Consider the following 18,409-nt stretch of genomic DNA (forward strand, 5'->3'; position numbering starts at 1 on the left):
CTACCTCCTGTCCTTGCTATGCAGCACGACGACATAGCCATCTGGGCAAGTTATCGAAACTTCCCTATCTATATATTCGTTAGAAGCGTACACTTTTTTAAAGAAAAAATTTTCCTCAGTCAATTCGTACTTGGCTCCGATAATGGTCAACTGACTATCCCGAACTGGCATAAAGGCTAGATAATCGTAGTCTGAATGGGGCTCTAGCTGACTGGTCCCTTCTGGACAATAGGCAATCAAGTTTTGCCCATCCTCAATCGCTATCTGACGCATATAGGGTGCCAACTTGGGATTGCTAGGCAGAAAGACATTAGCCAGCATATGATCAATACGACCACCCAAAGCCCCAAAAATGGTCACTTGGGCTTGAGGATTTTTTTCAAAAATCGTTAAAAGTGCTAGTTCCAGATCCGTATCATCCTTTTCTGGCTGGGCTTGAACAAAATGTTGGGCACGTTTTTGAATCAACTGACGTTCGTCTGCAGTCACCGAATCAAAATCCCCAACTGCTAGAGTGAGAGGCAGATCTTCTTCCAAGACCCAGAGCGAACCACGATCCACACCAACAAAGCTATCAAAATTCGTCCGATAATGACCGCGATCTCCGCCGGCAAAAACAGCAACCCTAGTCCAGTTGTTTTCTGAGAGTTTGCACTCGTTCATTGACATCTCCCTTAAAGACATAGGATCCTGCTACAAAAACGGTCGCTCCAGCTTCTTTGGCTTGAGCAATGGTTTGGTCATCAATACCGCCATCGACTTCAATCTCAAAGCTCAAACCTTTTTCATGACGAAGGGCAACCAACTCACGAATCTTATCCATGGTTTCAGGCAGAAAAGCTTGCCCACCGAAGCCAGGGTTAACTGTCATGACCAAGACTTGGTCAACTAGATGAAGGATGTGCTTGATCGCCTCCACAGGTGTCCCAGGATTGATGACAACCGAAGGTTTGACACCAAGAGAGCGAATTTTTTGGAGGGCGCCATGGATATGAGGTGTTGCTTCCACATGGATGCTGATGATATCCGCTCCCGCACGCGCAAAGTCTTCTAAGTGGTGTTCTGGATTTGCTACCATCAAGTGACAGTCAAAGACCATCTTGCTATGAGGACGAAGAGCTTCAACCACCCCTGCACCAAAACTAATTTGTGGTACAAAGTGACCATCCATGATATCGATATGGGCATATTCTGCCCCAGTTGCTTCTAGGCGTTTGATTTCACGTTCAAAGTTGGCATAATCTGCTGCCAGAATTGACGGAGCAATCTTGTATTGAGACATAGGTTTCTCCTTATTTTGGAATTTTTTTACTGACTTTTTTATAGGTTTCTCTGCGATTTTCAATCTCGCTGAGGAATTGCAGGTAGTTGTCAAAACGGAAGGTTGCAATGATACCCTCTTCTACAGCTGGCTTAACCGCACAGGACGGCTCATGGGTATGGGTGCAAGTACGGAACTTGCAGTCTCGACTAACATTAGCAATCTCTGGAAAGGCTTGATTGAGATCTTCAGCCGTTGACACTTCATAATCCAGTGATGAAAAGCCTGGTGTGTCCGCGATTTTACCCCCATTGAGGTTGTAAAAACTAACAGCTCGAGTGGTATGACGACCGCGACCCAGACTGTCTGAGATTTCTCCTGTTTCAAGATTGAGGTCCGGTGCGATTTTATTGAGAAGGGTTGATTTCCCAACACCTGTCTGCCCCATGAAAACTGTAACCTTACCTGTCAACAAAGGCAGGAGCTCCTCCTTGCTGGTCACAAAATCGTAACCAATAGCACCATAGGTTTGTTGGTAAAAATCTAATTCTCCCCTATCTTCCAGCAAGTCCATTTTAGAAATATAAACAATAGGATGGATGTCCTTGTGCTCCAAAAGAACCAAGAAACGATCCAGCAAATTACTGTTGAAATCCGGTTCCTTGACGGACATGATCACCACAGCTTGGTCAATATTGACAATAGGTGGACGGACCAGACTGTTTTTCCGTTCGTAAATTTTGAGGATATAACCTTCTGAATTTTCCTCCGCAGAAAAATCTACCCAGTCTCCGACGTATGGCGTGTGGCCTTTTTTACGGAAATTCCCACGAGCGCGTGTCTGATAGACCTGGCCTTCACTCTCTACATAGTAGAAGCCCGCCAAGGCTTTGATTATTTGTCCCTGCATCTTAAAGTCCTTGTCCTTTAAGCGCATCTGCTAGGCTAGCAAATTCTTCCAAGCCTAGTGCTTCTCCACGTACACTTGGAGACAAACCTGCCTGATCCAAAGCCTTGGTCAGTTTGTCCTTAACTTCCTCGGTCTTTCCAAAGTAACCTGTCAAGTTGTTCCACAAGGTCTTACGACGATGGGTGAAGCTAGCCTTGGAAACCTTAAAGAAGAAGTTCTCGTCTGTTACTGCTATAGCCGGCTCTGGACGGCGCACCATTTTTAAAATGGCTGAGTCCACATTTGGCGCAGGCACAAAGACCGTACGAGGCACGATGAAGGCAACCTTGGCTGTCATATAATACTGCACAGCAATCGACAAACTACCATAAGCCTTGGTATTTGGCTGTGCTGAGATGCGATCCGCCACTTCTTTTTGCATCATGACGACAAACTCACTAAAAGGAATGCCACTCTCGATCAAGTGCATAAGAATAGGCGTTGTGATATAGTAGGGCAAGTTGGCTACTACTTTAATCGGCAATTCAGGATTTTTGAAATTCTGGATATGCTGGGCCAAATCCACTTTGAGAATATCCTCATTGACTACTGTCACATTGTCAAAATCACGTAAGGTATCTGCCAAAATCGGCACTAAACGGTGGTCAATCTCAAAAGCCATAACTTCTGCCGCACGCTCAGCCAAAAACTCCGTCAAGGCACCAATCCCTGGCCCGATTTCGATAACATTAACCTGGTCATCAATTTCAGCCGTATCCACGATTTTTTGAAGGATATTGGTATCCGTCAAGAAATTTTGCCCGAAGGACTTTTTAAAGGTAAAGCCGTGACGCTCCAGCAATGCCTTGGTCACGCTATAATCTGCAATTCTCATCTATTCTCTTTTCTAATATGAACGACGATATATCCAAACAAAATCATTTCCTCTAGAGCCCTGATGAATCAGGTCTTTTAAATAAACATTTGGATTCGTCAGTTCTTTTGTTTCCGTATTATAACTTGTTATTGTCTTTCCACCATGTCGAAGAAACCATTCCGTATCCAATCCAGACAGATATCTATCCTTTTGAAGAAAACTACAAAGCTCCTCAACTGTCATATCCTCCGGGATATCAAGGTCCATCTGATGAGAAAAAATATCATCCTCCATGCAGATAGATTCTCTGTCAACTTGTATTGTCATTTCGATCTATCCTTATAAGTTTCTATTTTAATGCTATCAAAATAAATAGCCCTAGAAATAAATCAACTATAATACATCGTCATATATACGAGGAACTATTTAACATCCCTTAACTTATCCTGGCTTCTTCCATTTTCATTAGGAACACATCAAACAACTCCATATACGGAATTTTCACTCACTATTGAAACAACTTGTAAAATCTGTTCTATTTTTTAAAATCTTTATCATTCATCGTTTGAAAAAGTCAATTGCTCAAGTAAGGAATAAAGTTTTGCTTGCTCCTCTTCTTCGTAAGCAGATCTATTTGCCTTTACTTCCCTACATTTCTCGTCATACAAAAAACCGTCATATCCGTCTTCTGTAGATAAGGCTGTGTAGACTTTCGCCATTTCTTCAGGACTAATCGAAAATCTTGACTTGATTTTATACAAATTTTTCATAAAAGTACTGAGGTGATTGTAGCGGCGCATATCTACTTTGACATTGGTCACACGAATTGCCTGAATTTTAATATCTTTCCAATGTTTCCGCATATAAAGCGACAGCATCAACAAGGCTAGTTTATTCTGATAATAAGTCTTAGCAGGACTGTAATGTTTTTGACCAGCTAAATTTTCAAAATCAAGTTTCATGAAAGGATAAAGCATCAGCCCCTGGGAAGAAATATTAATAATCCGTCCACTCTCTGACTTCTCCAACAAACCTTTCAACAGGAAAGAAAGCAGGAAGGGCGCAACAACATTGGTCGCAAATTGCTTTTCTAATCCATCCTTAGTCAGGATGGGCTTTTTGACTGATAAATCAAAGTCAGCTGCATTGTTAATTAGAACGTCTAGAACGTCTTCTTTTTGAATATACTGTTCCGCTGCTTTCCTGACACTCTTCATATCAGATAAATCAGCCAAGATATAATCTACATGTGGATTTCCTGTCTGCTGACGAATTTCCTCACAAGCTTGCTCGGCAGCCTCTTGCCGCCTACAAAATAGGGTCACTGACCACCCTTTCTCAGCTAACTGCCTTGCAGCTTGATAGCCGATGCCACTGTTACCACCGGTAATAATTACTTTTTCCATTTTTTACTCCTTTAAACTGAATATTTTATCATAACTTCTTCCACTTCTGCTAAGGTCACCCCAAATAACTCTAATCGCTTGAGGAGTTGCTTGCCATTGGAATAGCCGATGCGGAGCTGTTCGCCTAGATACTCTCGGCGCCTACGACTATCTGCTCCCGCCAAGAAACCTAGGCGAATCAAGTCACTCCGACTAATGTCAAACTCGTTCTCATTTTCAAATTGCTCTGTCACCTGGGCCAGCGCTGTTTTTAGGTCTTCATAGCTGGCGTGTTCGATTCCCAGAGAACGTCCCTTGGACTTAGATTTGGGAACAGCTTCATCTCGCTTGAGAAAGGCATGCTGCACAGTTGGAATGGCCGTCATAATCATGCGCCGAATCCGCTCCCCATTAAAATCTGGATCTGTAAAGACAATGACTCCATGCAATTCATGCAGGCGCTGAATGCGCTCTATATCCTGGTCATTAACGGCAGAACCTCGTGTTTCATAGGTCTCTACATCAAAGTAACGTTTGAGATTAGCCGTATCATCGCGACCTTCAACCACGATGACTTGGGAAATTTTTTCTTTCATGATTGTTTTTCCAATCCAAAAATTCGCTCTGCATTTGCAGTCGTTGCTGCTGCTAATTCCTCGGTCGTCATCCCACGCAAGTCAGCAATAAAGTCCACCACATAGCGTGTGTAGGCTGTTTTATTCTCACGGCCACGTTTAGGAACAGGAGCCAGGTAGGGCGCATCCGTCTCTACCAAAATTTTATCCAAAGGAAGCTCTCTAGCAGCTTCTTGGACATCTGTAGCTTTTTTAAAGGTCACCACTCCTGAGAAAGAAATAGTCATACCAAGCTCGACAAACTTCTCAGCCCACTCGAGAGAGCCTGAAAATGAATGCATAATCCCACCACGAGGACCAACGCCCTCGCTCCTGATAATCTCATAAGTATCTTCCAGCGCATCACGAGTGTGGACCACAAAAGGCAAATCCAAGTCCTTAGACAACTGAATCTGACGACGAAAAACCTGCTCCTGCACTTCCTTAGGTGCTGTCATCCAATGGTAGTCCAGACCAATCTCACCTAAAGCAACAACCTTGTGATGTTTTAGTTTTTCAAGCAAGTAAGCTTCGACCTCATCTGTGTAAGTCCCTGCCTCCGTCGGATGCCAGCCAATAGTTGCGTAGAGCTGCTCATACTCATCTGCTAACTCTAGGGCTCGCTCAATGGTCGGTGTATCAAAACCAACAATATTCATCTGTGTCACACCCATTTCAGCAGCCAAGGCGATTTCTTCGGCCTCACGTCCTGCAAATTCTTCTACATTTAAATGTGTGTGCGTATCAAAAATCATCTCTTCTAACCTCATTCTTCCATCTATTATACCAAAAATAGCATCCCTCGGCTTGGAAAAATATCCAAAAATCAGTCATTCTCCCTTGACTGCCCTTTTTCAAAGCAGTATAATAACACTTATTGAAATTTTCATCAAAGGAAAAGAAAATGTTTAGAAAATTAAAATATACCTTTATCGGTCGACCACTCAAGTCTCTCACAGACGGCGAAGGGGGATTACTTGGAAAAATGCAGGCACTTGCAATGTTATCCAGTGATGCCTTGTCTTCTATTGCCTATGGGCCTGAACAAGTCATTCTCGTTTTAGTTAGTCTCTCTCCTCTCGCTATTTGGTGGAGCCTCCCTATCGGTATTTTTGTCCTCTTACTGCTCGCTAGTTTGACCATTTCCTATCGTCAAATCATTCATGCCTATCCTCAAGGAGGAGGGGCTTATATGGTCACTCGGGAAAATCTCTCCCCTGAACTGGGCTTGATTGCAGGAGGCAGTCTCCTTGTTGACTATATGCTGACAGTAGCCGTATCCGTCGCTTCTGGAGCTGATGCTATTACAGCAGCCATACCTGCCCTCCATCCCTACAATCTTCATATCTCTATTTTCCTAGTCTGCCTGCTCATGCTCTTGAATTTAAGAGGATTGAAAGAATCTGCCAGCTCTCTGATGATTCCCGTCTACCTCTTTATCTTCAGTACCGTCTTTCTCTTGCTTTATGGGGTCTTTCAACTGTTTACAGGTTCCCTAAACTATCAGGCAACTTCAACCATTGGACAAACTGTTCCGAGCCTTTCCATCGTTCTCCTACTAAGAGCCTTTACCAGTGGCTCTGCCTCTCTGACAGGGGTTGAAGCTATTTCAAATGCGGTACCATTTTTTAAAACTCCGAAAGAAAAGAATGCTGCTCAGACTTTGACCATCATGTCGCTGATTTTAGGATTTCTTTTTGCAGGCATTACCTTCCTAAACTACTGGATGGGTATCACGCCTCAACACGGAGAAACCATCCTCTCGCAAATGGCCAAGGGCATTCTTGGTGATTCATTCTTTGGTCATGCTAGCTACTATCTCTTCCAGTTCTCGACTGCCTTGATTCTAGCCGTAGCTGCAAATACTGGCTTTTCAGCCTTCCCTATGCTGTCCTACAATATGGCCAAAAACAAGTACATGCCCCATCTCTTTATGGAAAAAGGGGATCGCCTTGGCTACTCCAACGGTATCTTAACTCTGGCTTTTGGAGCTATGATCCTTCTTCTCATTTTTAATGGGAATACTGAGCGCTTGATTCCTCTTTATACTATCGGAGTCTTCGTTCCCTTTGCCCTTTCTCAGACTGGGATGATTCGCCATTGGAAAAAGGAAAAAGGAGCAAACTTCTTAAAATCTGCCTTCGCTAATATCCTTGGGGCCATCATTTGTTATGCCATTGTCCTCATTTTACTCCTCTTCAGACTGGGTGATATCTGGCCATTCTTCCCAATTATCCTAGTTTTAACCTTCCTCTTTTTGTCCATTCACAACCATTACCAAAAAGTGGCAAAACAACTACGACTCTACGAAGGAATTGAAAAACGCACTTATGACGGTAACCTTGTCCTTGTCCTAGTAGGAAATGTCACTCGAGTAAGTATCGGAGCCATCAACTACGCTCAAAGTATCGGTGACGAAGTGTTGGCCATGCACATTTCTACTAAAGAAACGGCCGAAAAAGACCAAGAAATCCTCCAGGAATTTGCCGATTACTTCCCAAATATCACTCTGAAGAATATCAACACTAGCTACCGCGACATCATCACCCCTAGCGTTAAGTATGTCAAACGAATCGCCCAAGAAGCTAAGCAAAAAAACTACACCGTTACAGTCCTTGTCCCACAGTTTATCCCTAACAAGCCTTGGCAAAATATCCTGCACAATCAAATGAGCCTCAAACTTAAATACGCTCTCAGATGGCACGAAGACGTCGTTGTCGCTAGCTACTCTTATCACTTAAAAGAATAAACAAAAACTCAAAATCATTTGTTTTTGATTTTGAGCTTTTTTATCTGAACTTCTCAAATTTTCTTATAGATCAGAGACTTATTTCATGATACAAAACTCATACTGAAATGTATGAATCCACTATCTATACTTGTTGAGCAAAACAAAAGCCAGTAGACTCGAGTTCCTACTGGCTTCTTTGCTGAATTTGTTTGGATTATGCAGCCAAAACTTTGCGTCCTTTACGACGACGAGCTGCCAATACGCGACGACCGTTTTTAGTTGACATACGGTTACGGAATCCGTGTTTGCGCGCACGACGAATTTTACTTGGTTGATAAGTACGTTTCACGATGAATACCTCCTCATAGATTTTGTATTCGTTTAGCCGGCTATAAAGTGATCAGTTACTAAACATACTTTACTATTCTATCTTATTCTGATACTTTTGTCAATAGCTCTAGGCAAATGTTCCCAGCTTTTTCTCATGTAAGCCCTATCTACGATACTGTTCCAAGAAACGAGTCATCTTTTCTTGGATTTGTGCTAATTCATCTACACGAGGAAGATAAACAATACGGAAATGGTCTGGTTCTTGCCAGTTAAAACCGCGACCATGAACCAAGAGAACCTTTTCCTGCTTCAAGAAATTGAGGACAAACTGTTCATCATCATCAATGCGATACATATTGCGGTCAATTTTAGGGAAAATATAAAGTCCGGCTTTGGGTTTGACAGCAGATAAACCTGGGATATCTTGAATGGCATTGTAAATGAAGTTTCTTTGCTCGTAGATCCGTCCACCAGGAAGGAGCAATTCGTCCACCGACTGGTGCCCACCTAACGAGGTTTGTACGACTTGCTGGGCCAAAACGTTAGAGCAAAGACGCATGTTAGACAGCATATTAAGACCTTCAATATAGCCCTTGACATGTGTCTTAGGTCCAGATAAGACCATCCATCCTATACGGAAACCAGCGATACGGTGAGATTTTGAAAGACCATTCATGCTGACACAGAAGACATCTGGAGCCAGACTAGCTACTGAGACATGCTCATGACCATCCATGACCATACGATCGTAGATTTCATCCGCAAAGATAATTAAGTCGTTTTGACGGGCAATCTCGATAATCTCCAACAAGAGTTCCTTGGGATAGAGGGCTCCAGTTGGGTTGTTTGGATTGATGAGAATAATAGCCTTGGTATTGGAAGTAATTTTTGACTTGATATCGTCAATATCAGGGTACCATTCTGCAGCTTCATCACAGATATAGTGAACGGCATTTCCCCCAGCTAGGCTGACAGCTGCTGTCCAGAGAGGATAGTCCGGCATAGGTACCAAGACCTCATCTCCATTGTCCAAAAGCCCCTGCATGGACATGACAATCAGTTCACTGACACCATTTCCAAGGTAAATATCATCAATATCCACATTTGGGAATTTCTTCAGTTGGCAATACTGCATGATAGCCTTGCGGGCTGAGAAAATCCCTTTAGAATCAGAATATCCCTCACTATCACGCGCATTCATAATCAAATCATGAATGACCTCATCTGGCGCTGTAAAGCCAAATTCTGCTGGATTCCCTGTATTCAGGCGTAAAATCTTTTCTCCGTTTGCTCGCATCCGCATGGCTTCTTCTAAAACAGGACCACGGATATCATAAGCAACATGCTCTAGCTTGCTAGATTTGTTAAATTCTTTCATCTTTTTTCCTCAATTCGTCAGGATAGTAACATTATACCACTAGAAAGTCGCTGCGACAAGCTTCCATAAACGAGGAAGCAAAAGAAAAAACATTGACAAAGAGAATCCTCACCAATTCTCTTTTCTTTTATTTCTATATACGCACTAAGTCTATGACCAACAATATGGTTTAAAATATGATTTTTACTTTACTTCTTTAGTGAAAAGGGTTACAATAAAAGCAAGAAAATTTCAGGAGGTTTCATTATGGCACAACGTTACCAAAATGTTATGGTCGCAATTGATGGTTCTAAAGAAGCGGACTTGGCTTTCGTCAAAGGTGTTTACACTGCTCTACGCAATGAATCCAGGCTCACCATTGTCCATGTTATTGACACACGCGCTCTTCAAAGCGTATCTACCTTTGATGCTGAAGTTTACGAAGAACTCCAAGCCGATGCTGAAAGTATGATGAAAGAGTACGAAAAGCGTGCAAAAGATGCTGGTTTAACTGATATCCACATCGTCATCGAAATGGGAAATCCCAAAACTCTCCTCGCTCGGACGATTCCGGACGCAGAAAATGTTGACTTGATTTTAGTTGGTGCTACAGGTCTCAATGCCTTTGAACGCCTCTTAGTCGGTTCTTCATCTGAATATATTCTCCGCCATGCAAAAGTCGATTTGCTGGTCGTGAGAGAAAGTGAAAAAACATTGTAAATAGTAAGAAAAGGAGCCTAGAGCTCCTTTTTATTACTTATTATTTCTGTTTCTTTCTTTATGTCGCTCATAAGCCTTAAGCTGACGTTGTAGCTCCTGTTTAATGGCAGGTTCTGGAGCATATTTTTCTTCCCAGTCATCTGGTTTTAAAATTTTGTGCGTAACCGGGTCAAAATGAGCTTTTCCATCAGGGAAGACCTTTCCCATATTTGCTTCATGAACAATATCAAAAATGCGTTCTGGATCCACTCCCATCAAAACAAAACTACCGTATGTAAAATACAGTGTGTCGATCAAAGCATCCACTTGACCGACCAGATTTTGCTTAGCAGGCGTCTTTTTTGCCACTTTCTCTGCTGCCTTATCAAGTGCCTCATGCATGCTTGCAAGGGAGTTTTGGAATTCTTCCTCCGAAGAACTTGCCGCACGGACAAACTCTACTAATTCTTCAATTTTAAAGTCTGCGCGGTGGGTTGCACCTTCAGCATCCCATGCCTGTGGCTCTTCTTGAGTTCGTTCATCCATCATGTGGTGGAAGGTCTTGACTTTATTAAAGTGGTAGTCCCGACTGACAAACACTTTTTCTGAAGCTAAAACGCCAAAGTGCTCAAGCGCCTTGTGGATGCCATCTTGTTGATTGCTTGCTGTAATGTGTTTAGCAACCTCTTTGGCACTGCTACTGCCATTTCCCATAGCGACTGACATACCGACACCCGCCAACATTTCCAGGTCGTTATCTGAATCACCGAAGGCCATGACTTGATTGAGATCAAAGCCATATTCTTTTCCTACTCGGCGAATGCCTTCTAGTTTGGAGTTTCCTTGGTTGATGATATCTGCTGCAAAAGGATTGCTTCGAGTTAATTTCAAATCTTCAAAATCAGCTGCTGCCTTCTCAGATTCCTCTGGCGTCATCAGCATCAAAACTTGATAAATGGGTTGATTAATCAATTTAAGCAAGTCGTCTTCCTTTTGAGGAACTGCCTTGCTGACCATTCGATTAAAGGAACGGCTAACGGTTCTTGTCAGCACAGTCGGAATAAAACGACTAACCAGTTGAGAAAAGGAGCCGAGACCAAATGACATAATCTTCGAACCAACAACGGCGTGCTCGGTTCCAAGAGCGATTTCTTTACGCTCCTTTTTAGCATAAGCAATCAGTTGACGCAGGCTTGACTTAGCAATCGGACTTGCAAAGAGTACCTTTTCTTTATTAAAAATGTATTGGCCATTGTAGGTCACCGCAAAATCCAAGTCCAAGTCTTCCATCAATTCCTTGACAAAAAACGGTCCTCGTCCTGTCGCTACTCCAACAAGCACCCCTTGTTCTTTGACAATCTTAATCGCGTCCTTAGTGGATTTCAAAACACTCTTGCGATCGTTGACTAGCGTTCCATCGATATCAAAAAAAACAGCTTTGACTTCCATCCTATCCCATTCTCCCCTTTTGTGTTACAATGATTATACCACATTTCAGAAAGAGTGAGTAAATCATGCCTAAGAAAATCCTTGTTTTGCATACAGGTGGAACCATTTCCATGCAAGCAGACGCCACTGGTGCCGTTGTAACTAGTCAGGACAATCCTATGAACCATGTTTCCAATCCGCTTGAAGGGATTGAGGTTCATGCTCTAGACTTTTTTAATCTGCCAAGTCCCCATATCAAACCCAAGCATATGCTTGCACTCTATCATAAAATCAAAGAGGAAGCTGATAACTACGATGGTGTTGTCATCACACACGGTACAGATACCTTAGAAGAAACAGCTTACTTCCTTGATACCATGAAAATTCCACCCATCCCCATCGTTCTAACAGGGGCCATGCGTAGTTCAAACGAACTTGGTAGCGACGGTGTTTATAACTATCTGAGCGCTCTGCGAGTTGTCAGCGATGACAAAGCAGCCGACAAGGGTGTACTGGTCGTCATGAACGACGAGATCCACGCAGCCAAGTATGTTACTAAAACTCATACGACCAACGTCAGCACCTTTCAAACCCCAACACATGGACCACTTGGCCTTATCATGAAGCAAGAAATCCTCTACTTTAAAACGGCTGAACCTCGTGTCCGGTTTGATCTCGAGCATATTCAAGGTCTAGTTCCCATCATCTCAGCCTATGCAGGTATGACAGACGAGCTGATCGATATGTTGGACTTGGAACAGCTGGATGGCTTAGTCATTCAGGCCTTTGGAGCAGGCAATATTCCCAAAGAAACAGCTCAAAAGTTGGAAAATCTCCTGCAAAAAGGAATCCCAGTCGCCTTGGTCTCACGTTGTTTTAATGGTATTGCTGAACCTGTCTACGCCTACCAGGGTGGAGGGGTACAGTTACAACGAGCTGGTGTTTTCTTTGTCAAAGAACTCAACGCTCAAAAAGCTCGCCTCAAATTATTAATTGCCCTTAATGCTGGACTAAAAGGACAGGCCTTAAAAGACTATATGGAAGGCTAATCCTCTTCTCTAGAACGCAAAATCAGGAAATCTTCACGATTCCCTGATTTTTTCTATTTACGTTTTCGTGTAGAGCGACGTTCTGTCAAACCATGAGGTAGGAGAACTTCACGTTCTTCCAACTCTTCCTTATGCATAATCTTAGTCAACATACGCATGCTGATAGCACCTAAGTCATAAAGAGGTTGGGCAATAGTCGTCAAGTTTGGACGAGTGAATCGTGCAATCTGAGAGTCATCTGTCGTGATGATTTCAAACTCTTCTGGCACAGATACACCATGGTCAGCCAAACCATTCAACACACCCGCTGCCAATTCATCACCTGTTACAACTGCGGCTGTAGCTTGTGATGAAATCAAGCGTTCTGCCAAGACATAGCCATCGTCATAGTTGTATTTTGATTCAAAGACCAAACCCTCGCTATAAGAATGTCCAGCTTTTTTCAAGGCTTCCTTGTAACCGATCAAACGAACCTTGCCATTGATATCATCGACGAGTGGTCCACTCACAAAAGCAATTTTCTCATTTTCTTTGAGAAGATAGCTCACAGCATCAATCGTTGCTTGTTTGTAGTCGATATTTACACTTGGAAGTTGATGTTCTACATCCACAGTACCAGCAAGAACAACCGGTGTCCGTGAACGAGAAAACTCTGAACGAATCTTTTCAGTCAAGTGATAGCCCATAAAGATAATCCCATCGACTTGTTTTGAAAAGAGAGTGTTAACCACTGAAACTTCCTTTTCATCATCCTCATCACTATTTGCTAGGACAATGTTATACTTGTACATTTCAGCAATGTCGTCAATTCCCTTAGCAAGCGTTGAGAAATAACCATTGGTAATGTTAGGAATCACAACTCCGACTGTCGTTGTTTTCTTGCTAGCCAAACCACGTGCTACCGCATTTGGACGATAGTCCAAGCGATCAATCACTTCTAGGACTTTTTTTCGAGTGTTCTCTTTAACATTCTTGTTGCCATTAACGACACGGCTAACCGTTGCCATTGAAACTCCTGCTTCACGGGCGACGTCATAAATCGTTACTGTATCATCTGTGTTCATTCCGTTTCCTTTCTATAATGAAAATTTCGCTTTCACGCATCTACTTACTCCATTTTATCACTTATTGTAAACACTTTCAAGTATTTTTTAGAGAAACTTTGAAAAAATTTCACAGTTTATTCCCATTTTGAAAAAGCGAGTAGGATTTCTTGATTTTTAAGACATTTTGCTGTATGATAAGGAAAATAAAAGGGGGAGGAAAACATGGCTTTTACAAATACACAGAGACGTTCCGCTAGCTTTGGTGTCGTGACCAGCTTGCCTGATGATGTCATTGACTCTTTATGGTATATTATCGATCATTTCCTGAAAAATGTCTTTGAATTAGAAGAAGAACTTGAGTTTCAACTGCTCAACAATAAGGGAACCATCACCTTCCATTTTTCTAGCCAGCACCTTCCGACTAGCATCGATTTTGATTTCAATCATCCTTTTGATCCGCTTTACCCGCCTAGGGTCCTTGTTTTAGACCTAGACGGCAGAGAGACCATCCTCCTTCCAGAAGAAAATGACCTATTTTAAAAAACTCTAGCTTCTCGGCGCAAACTGCTGAGGAACTAGAGTTTTCTTTTTCTAATAAATGGAGCGACTGACAACTAGACCGTTTGGTTTTGTATACTCTAAATCAAGGTAATCCTGATAAGTCCCTGGCACAATGAAACCTTGGGGACTCAATATATCAGTTCCAGCTTTTCCTACGATAGAGTCTGCTAGCAGAACACAATTGGTACTGAGAACAAAGTAGGTCTTAAACTCGGATGAGCTGAATTTATAGAGGGTCGCATCTGCTTCCTCTTTCAGTTGGTAGGAGTAGGTGTGCTTTACCTCTCCCTCTCTTCTTTTCATCAACTGCGAGCTTGGTTCCCAAGGAATTAACAGGTCTTCTATCTCCGCTAAACGCGCTTGGATGGCTGTTTTCTGTTGGTTCGTCAAACTCAGACCATAAGCAAACAAAGTCTTCTGACTTTCCCTCTTACAAAGCTCGATGTATTTTTCCCGATTGGCCTTAAACAAAACACCGTCTCCAACCATGCCGAATAAACGCTCCGAGTGGGGATCATAGGAACCATAGGAAATGACCTTCCCTTGATAACAAATATCCACATGTCCCATGGCGAGGAAGAAGGAGGTTTCTGAGGTATGGATAAAAATTTCCAGATCGACCGTCTGGTCGTTTTTTCTTTCCGAATGAACTTCCCCTTCTTGACTTTCATGATTTGACAGCCACTCATTTAGTTTTCGCAATGTACTGATAGGGATCAAAGCCGTCACAAAGATTGGCAGAGTCATTCGCATTCGTCGTTTCAGCTTGGGATTGTTTTCTATCTTTTCAAAAAAGAAACCGTCCCGGAGGCTACTGGCTCCTAGCATGAGCAAGTAAAATCCAAGCAAGAGCAATTCAAAATTCGCTGCATCGTGAAAAGGAGAGATGCTATAAAGACCGAATCCTATCATCCATACAGCATCAAAGAGATGATGGATCCGAGGATGAATGGCATTTTTTCGATAGAGAGACCAGGTCACAAGACTAATGATGCCCGTAAACAGCTGGTAGCTCGCAATGATAAAAACCAGGAGATAGAGGGCAAGGTCTTGCAAGATGATAGAGTCAAACACCAGAGCCGCAACCGCCAGCTTGCCCGAGGTTACAAAGATATTTTCCCGACGTTTTTTATCCTGAAACCAGCGAGTCAACAAGTGCCAAACTGCTGACAAGGAAAAGTAGCCCAGCAGCAACTGGTACCCCATTCGCGGAATGACTTGTCCAAATCGGATCAAGAGAAGCCCTAAAATAATAGCAAGTAGTCCCTCCCCGATACTCTTCCACTTGCTATAGGTCTCGGAAAGCTTAGGCATTTCCTTGCTCCAACTGGTCAACCAAGTAACGAATTGGTTGCTTTAGGATCGGATGGATAAAATGGGGAGCTATTTCCACTAACGGCTCAAGAACAAAGAGGCGTTCTGCTATATAAGGATGAGGCAAGATAAGCTCGTCTGTGTAAATAATCTGGTCCTCCACAAAGAGTAGGTCCAAATCAATCAAACGAGGCCCCCAATGCACTTCTCTCACCCGTCCCATTTCTGACTCAATAGCTAATAATGTTTCTAACAAGACTGGTGCTGGTAACCAGGTTTCTACTTCAATCACCTGATTGACAAAGCTGTCCTGTTCCACACCACCCCAAGGTTCCGTCGCCAAGACACTGGATTCTTTGAGAATATGGATACCTCGAGCTCGCAGTTTGTCAATGGCTTGCTCCAAGTTCGCTTGCTTGTCCCCCATATTGCTTCCTAGGGCGATAAAGGCTCGCTGCTTACGACGGTGGATTGTTACTGAGCAGGTATCCAATGTTAAATGCACTGGAGCCCACGGTTTTTTTAGTTCCAACTCAATCTCTTGGACAAGAGGATAGGTCTCAAAGGTACGTTCAACGAGTTTGTAAGCTACCGTTTCAATCAAATCCTCAGTGCTTTCCTGAAACCAATTCGTCCACTGCTGACACAGTTCTCCGTAATGGACAGAGGCTGTTAAATCCAATTCTGTAGCCGCCCTGGTCATATCATAGGATAATCTTGCGGAAATAACAAACTTCTGCCCCAATTCCTTCTCACTAGGAAAAAGACCATGATAGGCAAAAATTTCCAAATCTTTAATCTGCAGTTGATCCATAATTAGTCCTTTCTAGAAAAATCCGCATGAAGCGGATTCTTTTGATACTCAATGAAAATCAAAGTGCAAACTAGGAAGCTAGTCGCAGGTTGCTCAAAGCACTGCTTTGAGGTTGTAGATAAAACTGACGAAGTCAGTAACCGCACCTACGACAAGGTGAAGCTGACGTGGTTTGAATTTGATTTTCGAAGGGTATTATAGTCCCATTAAACGATAAGCCTGATCTCTTAGGTCCTTATCTGTTTCAAATAGACCACGAGCTACTGTCGTCAAGGTTGCAGTACCTGGTTTTCTGACACCACGCATGCTCATACACATATGCTCGGCCTCAATGACAACAAAGGCTCCCTTAGCCCCCAGATAGTCCATCAAGGCATCGGCCACTTCGATATTCAACCGTTCTTGAATTTGTGGTTTTTTAGAATAAACTTCAACCGTACGGGCAAGTTTGGACAAACCTGCCACCCGACCATCTGGAATATAGGCAATGTGCGCTCTCCCATAAAAAGGCAAGAAGTGGTGTTCACACATGGTGTGGAAAAAAATATCCTTTTCTACTACCATATTATCATCAATAATCTCAAAGGATTTTGACAGGTGTTCCTCAGCAGTTTGGCCAAGACCTGAAAAAATCTCTTGGTACATACGGGCTACACGAGCAGGTGTTTCCTGCAAGCCCTCGCGGTTAGCGTCCTCACCAACAGCCTCGATAATCATTTTTACAGCTGCTTCAATCTTTTGTGTATCCATTCTCGTTCTTCCTCTCCATCAGATAGGCTCTCACTTGGCTCAAGAAATACAAGGAACCTGTGACAATCCTAACTGTTTGTTTCTCTTCATTTTTATCTGTCAATTTCTGCTCTAGAAAATCCTGCCAACCTTGGTAGCTGAGATTTCTAGACTTGGCTGCCTCTTCCAGCACGTTTTCATCAGTCGCCCGACTATCGTCAAAATGTGTCAGGGTAAGCTCGGTATCTGGCATGGCCCCCAGCAAGTCCAACATATCCTCCAAGGCCTTGGTTTTGATACAAGTAAAGAGGATTTCCTTATGATAATCCGCAAAGCGTTCTTGCAAGGTTGCTAATAAAGCCTTGATAGCATGGGGATTGTGGGCTCCATCCAAAATCATCAAGGGTTCTCTTGACACGACCTCCAGACGCCCCGGCCATCTTGTTTCTTCCAGAGCTTGAGCAAGCAAGTGATTGCTTGCTAGTTCTCGACCTTCTTCTTGACAAAAATTATCAAGTAAAGCTATGGCCATCCCAGCATTCTCTATCTGGTGCAAACCCAACAGGCCAGTCTGGAAGCGACCTTGTCTGACAACACTTGTATAGTCAAAGACTTCGCCTGTAACCATACTCTTTTGATGGCGGACCTGATAATCTGTCCCGTAGGCAAATCTCGGCGCATCTTTCCCTTCCGCAATGCGGTCAATCACAGCCAAAGCTTCTGGAGCAATACGACCTGTCACCAAGGGAATACCTTGTTTGACAATACCAGCTTTCTGCTCTGCTATGGCTTCCAAGGTGTCCCCAAGTAGGGCTACATGGTCCAGTCCAATGGTTGTGATGCCTGTTAAAATTGGCTGGCAGACATTGGTACTATCTAAAAGCCCACCCATGCCGACTTCCATGATAGCCACATCTACTTGCTCTGAAGCAAAGTAGTCATAGGCTATGGCTGTGATAATCTCAAACTCGGTTGTGCCCTGTAAATTAGCGACCGCTTCTCCCTCCAGCAAAGACTGATAGTCTGCCATGAGGGTTTCTAGCTTCGCTTCTGGGATAGATTCCCCATTGATGCTAATCTGGTCTGTGTAGTGAATGAGATAGGGCGAGCTAAACACGCCAACTCTCAGTCCTAGCTTTTCCAGCATCTTTTTCAAAAAAGCAATGGTTGAACCCTTGCCATTGGTCCCACCGATGTGGATAACCTTGAGTTTGAGATGGGAGTTGCCTCGCAGAGCTAGGAGTTCCACCATTCGCTCCAAACCAAAATGCGGTTGGTCCGTTCGGTAGTGGGCAATCCACTGATTGTTTTGAATTTCGTTCATC

Annotated in this window: 20 protein-coding genes; 4 read left to right on the plus strand and 16 right to left on the minus strand. The window is 43.1% G+C overall.

Features of this window, described 5'->3' with window-relative positions; genetic code table 11:
- From KIH88_RS08235 to KIH88_RS08270, 8 genes are all read right to left on the minus strand, one after another.
- Nucleotides 1–663 carry a thiamine diphosphokinase gene (locus KIH88_RS08235; protein WP_213988835.1) on the minus strand — a complete coding sequence of 221 codons (663 nt, stop codon included), beginning with the start codon at nt 661–663 and terminating at the stop codon, nt 1–3.
- Nucleotides 626–1,282: a ribulose-phosphate 3-epimerase gene (rpe, locus tag KIH88_RS08240; RefSeq protein WP_213988836.1), complete on the minus strand. Its 657-nt coding sequence runs from the start codon at nt 1,280–1,282 to the stop codon at nt 626–628. The genes KIH88_RS08235 and rpe overlap by 38 nt, the downstream gene beginning before the upstream one ends.
- A 10-nt stretch (nt 1,283–1,292) precedes the next feature.
- Nucleotides 1,293–2,171 carry a ribosome small subunit-dependent GTPase A gene (gene rsgA, locus KIH88_RS08245; RefSeq protein ID WP_213988855.1) on the minus strand — a complete coding sequence of 293 codons (879 nt, stop codon included), beginning with the start codon at nt 2,169–2,171 and terminating at the stop codon, nt 1,293–1,295.
- Between the two features lies 1 nt (nt 2,172).
- Nucleotides 2,173–3,045, minus strand: a complete 873-nt coding sequence (rsmA, locus tag KIH88_RS08250) for a 16S rRNA (adenine(1518)-N(6)/adenine(1519)-N(6))-dimethyltransferase RsmA (RefSeq protein ID WP_213988837.1) — start codon at nt 3,043–3,045, stop codon at nt 2,173–2,175.
- A 12-nt stretch (nt 3,046–3,057) separates the two neighbouring features.
- Nucleotides 3,058–3,354: a hypothetical protein gene (locus KIH88_RS08255; RefSeq protein ID WP_213988838.1), complete on the minus strand. Its 297-nt coding sequence runs from the start codon at nt 3,352–3,354 to the stop codon at nt 3,058–3,060.
- Nucleotides 3,355–3,581: 227 nt separating this feature from the next.
- A complete protein-coding gene (locus KIH88_RS08260) occupies nt 3,582–4,433 on the minus strand; it encodes an SDR family NAD(P)-dependent oxidoreductase (protein WP_213988839.1) in 852 nt (283 codons plus the stop codon).
- A gap of 11 nt (nt 4,434–4,444) precedes the next feature.
- Nucleotides 4,445–5,008 (minus strand): ribonuclease M5, encoded by a 564-nt coding sequence (gene rnmV, locus KIH88_RS08265; RefSeq protein ID WP_213988840.1) that lies wholly within the window; start codon nt 5,006–5,008, stop codon nt 4,445–4,447.
- The gene (locus KIH88_RS08270; RefSeq protein ID WP_213988856.1) at nt 5,005–5,781 is read right to left on the minus strand and encodes a TatD family hydrolase; all 777 of its coding nucleotides are present in this window, start codon (nt 5,779–5,781) and stop codon (nt 5,005–5,007) included. Before KIH88_RS08270 ends, rnmV begins: the two co-directional genes overlap by 4 nt.
- Nucleotides 5,782–5,930: 149 nt before the next feature.
- Here KIH88_RS08270 and KIH88_RS08275 point away from each other — a divergent pair, with 149 nt between their 5' ends.
- Nucleotides 5,931–7,775 (plus strand): APC family permease, encoded by a 1,845-nt coding sequence (locus tag KIH88_RS08275; protein WP_213988841.1) that lies wholly within the window; start codon nt 5,931–5,933, stop codon nt 7,773–7,775.
- Between the two features lie 196 nt (nt 7,776–7,971).
- Here the strand turns inward: KIH88_RS08275 and rpmH are convergent, their stop codons facing one another.
- Together rpmH and KIH88_RS08285 are read right to left on the minus strand one after the other, a co-directional pair.
- A complete protein-coding gene (gene rpmH, locus KIH88_RS08280) occupies nt 7,972–8,106 on the minus strand; it encodes a 50S ribosomal protein L34 (RefSeq protein WP_000831902.1) in 135 nt (44 codons plus the stop codon).
- Nucleotides 8,107–8,250: 144 nt separating this feature from the next.
- Nucleotides 8,251–9,465 (minus strand): pyridoxal phosphate-dependent aminotransferase, encoded by a 1,215-nt coding sequence (locus KIH88_RS08285; RefSeq protein WP_213988842.1) that lies wholly within the window; start codon nt 9,463–9,465, stop codon nt 8,251–8,253.
- Between the two features lie 246 nt (nt 9,466–9,711).
- On the opposite strand from KIH88_RS08285, the gene KIH88_RS08290 reads away from it, so the two are divergent.
- The gene (locus tag KIH88_RS08290) at nt 9,712–10,164 is read left to right on the plus strand and encodes a universal stress protein (RefSeq protein ID WP_000079165.1); all 453 of its coding nucleotides are present in this window, start codon (nt 9,712–9,714) and stop codon (nt 10,162–10,164) included.
- Between the two features lie 33 nt (nt 10,165–10,197).
- Here KIH88_RS08290 and KIH88_RS08295 read toward each other — a convergent pair whose 3' ends face one another.
- Nucleotides 10,198–11,592 carry a Cof-type HAD-IIB family hydrolase gene (locus tag KIH88_RS08295; protein WP_213988843.1) on the minus strand — a complete coding sequence of 465 codons (1,395 nt, stop codon included), beginning with the start codon at nt 11,590–11,592 and terminating at the stop codon, nt 10,198–10,200.
- A gap of 65 nt (nt 11,593–11,657) precedes the next feature.
- Between KIH88_RS08295 and KIH88_RS08300 the strand changes: the two genes are divergently transcribed.
- Complete coding sequence (locus KIH88_RS08300; protein ID WP_213988844.1) at nt 11,658–12,620, plus strand: asparaginase; 963 nt, start codon at nt 11,658–11,660, stop codon at nt 12,618–12,620.
- 53 nt (nt 12,621–12,673) lie between these two features.
- Here KIH88_RS08300 and ccpA read toward each other — a convergent pair whose 3' ends face one another.
- A complete protein-coding gene (gene ccpA, locus KIH88_RS08305; protein ID WP_213988845.1) occupies nt 12,674–13,684 on the minus strand; it encodes a catabolite control protein A in 1,011 nt (336 codons plus the stop codon).
- A gap of 204 nt (nt 13,685–13,888) precedes the next feature.
- On the opposite strand from ccpA, the gene KIH88_RS08310 reads away from it, so the two are divergent.
- Nucleotides 13,889–14,206 (plus strand): DUF960 domain-containing protein, encoded by a 318-nt coding sequence (locus KIH88_RS08310; protein ID WP_000886045.1) that lies wholly within the window; start codon nt 13,889–13,891, stop codon nt 14,204–14,206.
- A 51-nt stretch (nt 14,207–14,257) separates the two neighbouring features.
- Here the strand turns inward: KIH88_RS08310 and KIH88_RS08315 are convergent, their stop codons facing one another.
- From KIH88_RS08315 to KIH88_RS08330, 4 genes are all read right to left on the minus strand, one after another.
- Nucleotides 14,258–15,541, minus strand: a complete 1,284-nt coding sequence (locus KIH88_RS08315; RefSeq protein WP_213988846.1) for a DUF308 domain-containing protein — start codon at nt 15,539–15,541, stop codon at nt 14,258–14,260.
- Nucleotides 15,534–16,355, minus strand: coding sequence for a 2-amino-4-hydroxy-6-hydroxymethyldihydropteridine diphosphokinase (folK, locus tag KIH88_RS08320; RefSeq protein WP_213988847.1), 822 nt, complete (start codon nt 16,353–16,355; stop codon nt 15,534–15,536). The genes KIH88_RS08315 and folK overlap by 8 nt, the downstream gene beginning before the upstream one ends.
- Nucleotides 16,356–16,550: 195 nt before the next feature.
- Entirely contained in the window at nt 16,551–17,105 is a 555-nt protein-coding gene (gene folE, locus KIH88_RS08325) for a GTP cyclohydrolase I FolE (RefSeq protein WP_000380916.1), read from the minus strand.
- A complete protein-coding gene (locus KIH88_RS08330; RefSeq protein ID WP_213988848.1) occupies nt 17,086–18,408 on the minus strand; it encodes a bifunctional folylpolyglutamate synthase/dihydrofolate synthase in 1,323 nt (440 codons plus the stop codon). Before KIH88_RS08330 ends, folE begins: the two co-directional genes overlap by 20 nt.
- Nucleotide 18,409: the final 1 nt, after the last annotated feature.

It is taken from the genome of Streptococcus oralis (genome assembly GCF_018448765.2).
Classification (GTDB): domain Bacteria; phylum Bacillota; class Bacilli; order Lactobacillales; family Streptococcaceae; genus Streptococcus; species Streptococcus oralis_BM.

Bases quoted from the DNA above. Each gene is read 5' to 3' on its own strand.
- KIH88_RS08310 (WP_000886045.1), top strand. From the start codon at position 13,889: ATGGCTTTTACAAATACACAGAGACGTTCCGCTAGCTTTGGTGTCGTG.
- ccpA (WP_213988845.1), bottom strand. From the start codon at position 13,684: ATGAACACAGATGATACAGTAACGATTTATGACGTCGCCCGTGAAGCA.
- rnmV (WP_213988840.1), bottom strand. From the start codon at position 5,008: ATGAAAGAAAAAATTTCCCAAGTCATCGTGGTTGAAGGTCGCGATGAT.
- KIH88_RS08260 (WP_213988839.1), bottom strand. From the start codon at position 4,433: ATGGAAAAAGTAATTATTACCGGTGGTAACAGTGGCATCGGCTATCAA.
- KIH88_RS08235 (WP_213988835.1), bottom strand. From the start codon at position 663: ATGAACGAGTGCAAACTCTCAGAAAACAACTGGACTAGGGTTGCTGTT.
- rsgA (WP_213988855.1), bottom strand. From the start codon at position 2,171: ATGCAGGGACAAATAATCAAAGCCTTGGCGGGCTTCTACTATGTAGAG.
- rpe (WP_213988836.1), bottom strand. From the start codon at position 1,282: ATGTCTCAATACAAGATTGCTCCGTCAATTCTGGCAGCAGATTATGCC.
- KIH88_RS08300 (WP_213988844.1), top strand. From the start codon at position 11,658: ATGCCTAAGAAAATCCTTGTTTTGCATACAGGTGGAACCATTTCCATG.
- KIH88_RS08315 (WP_213988846.1), bottom strand. From the start codon at position 15,541: ATGCCTAAGCTTTCCGAGACCTATAGCAAGTGGAAGAGTATCGGGGAG.
- KIH88_RS08285 (WP_213988842.1), bottom strand. From the start codon at position 9,465: ATGAAAGAATTTAACAAATCTAGCAAGCTAGAGCATGTTGCTTATGAT.
- folE (WP_000380916.1), bottom strand. From the start codon at position 17,105: ATGGATACACAAAAGATTGAAGCAGCTGTAAAAATGATTATCGAGGCT.
- KIH88_RS08270 (WP_213988856.1), bottom strand. From the start codon at position 5,781: ATGATTTTTGATACGCACACACATTTAAATGTAGAAGAATTTGCAGGA.
- KIH88_RS08330 (WP_213988848.1), bottom strand. From the start codon at position 18,408: ATGAACGAAATTCAAAACAATCAGTGGATTGCCCACTACCGAACGGAC.
- KIH88_RS08290 (WP_000079165.1), top strand. From the start codon at position 9,712: ATGGCACAACGTTACCAAAATGTTATGGTCGCAATTGATGGTTCTAAA.
- KIH88_RS08255 (WP_213988838.1), bottom strand. From the start codon at position 3,354: ATGACAATACAAGTTGACAGAGAATCTATCTGCATGGAGGATGATATT.
- KIH88_RS08275 (WP_213988841.1), top strand. From the start codon at position 5,931: ATGTTTAGAAAATTAAAATATACCTTTATCGGTCGACCACTCAAGTCT.
- rsmA (WP_213988837.1), bottom strand. From the start codon at position 3,045: ATGAGAATTGCAGATTATAGCGTGACCAAGGCATTGCTGGAGCGTCAC.
- folK (WP_213988847.1), bottom strand. From the start codon at position 16,355: ATGGATCAACTGCAGATTAAAGATTTGGAAATTTTTGCCTATCATGGT.
- KIH88_RS08295 (WP_213988843.1), bottom strand. From the start codon at position 11,592: ATGGAAGTCAAAGCTGTTTTTTTTGATATCGATGGAACGCTAGTCAAC.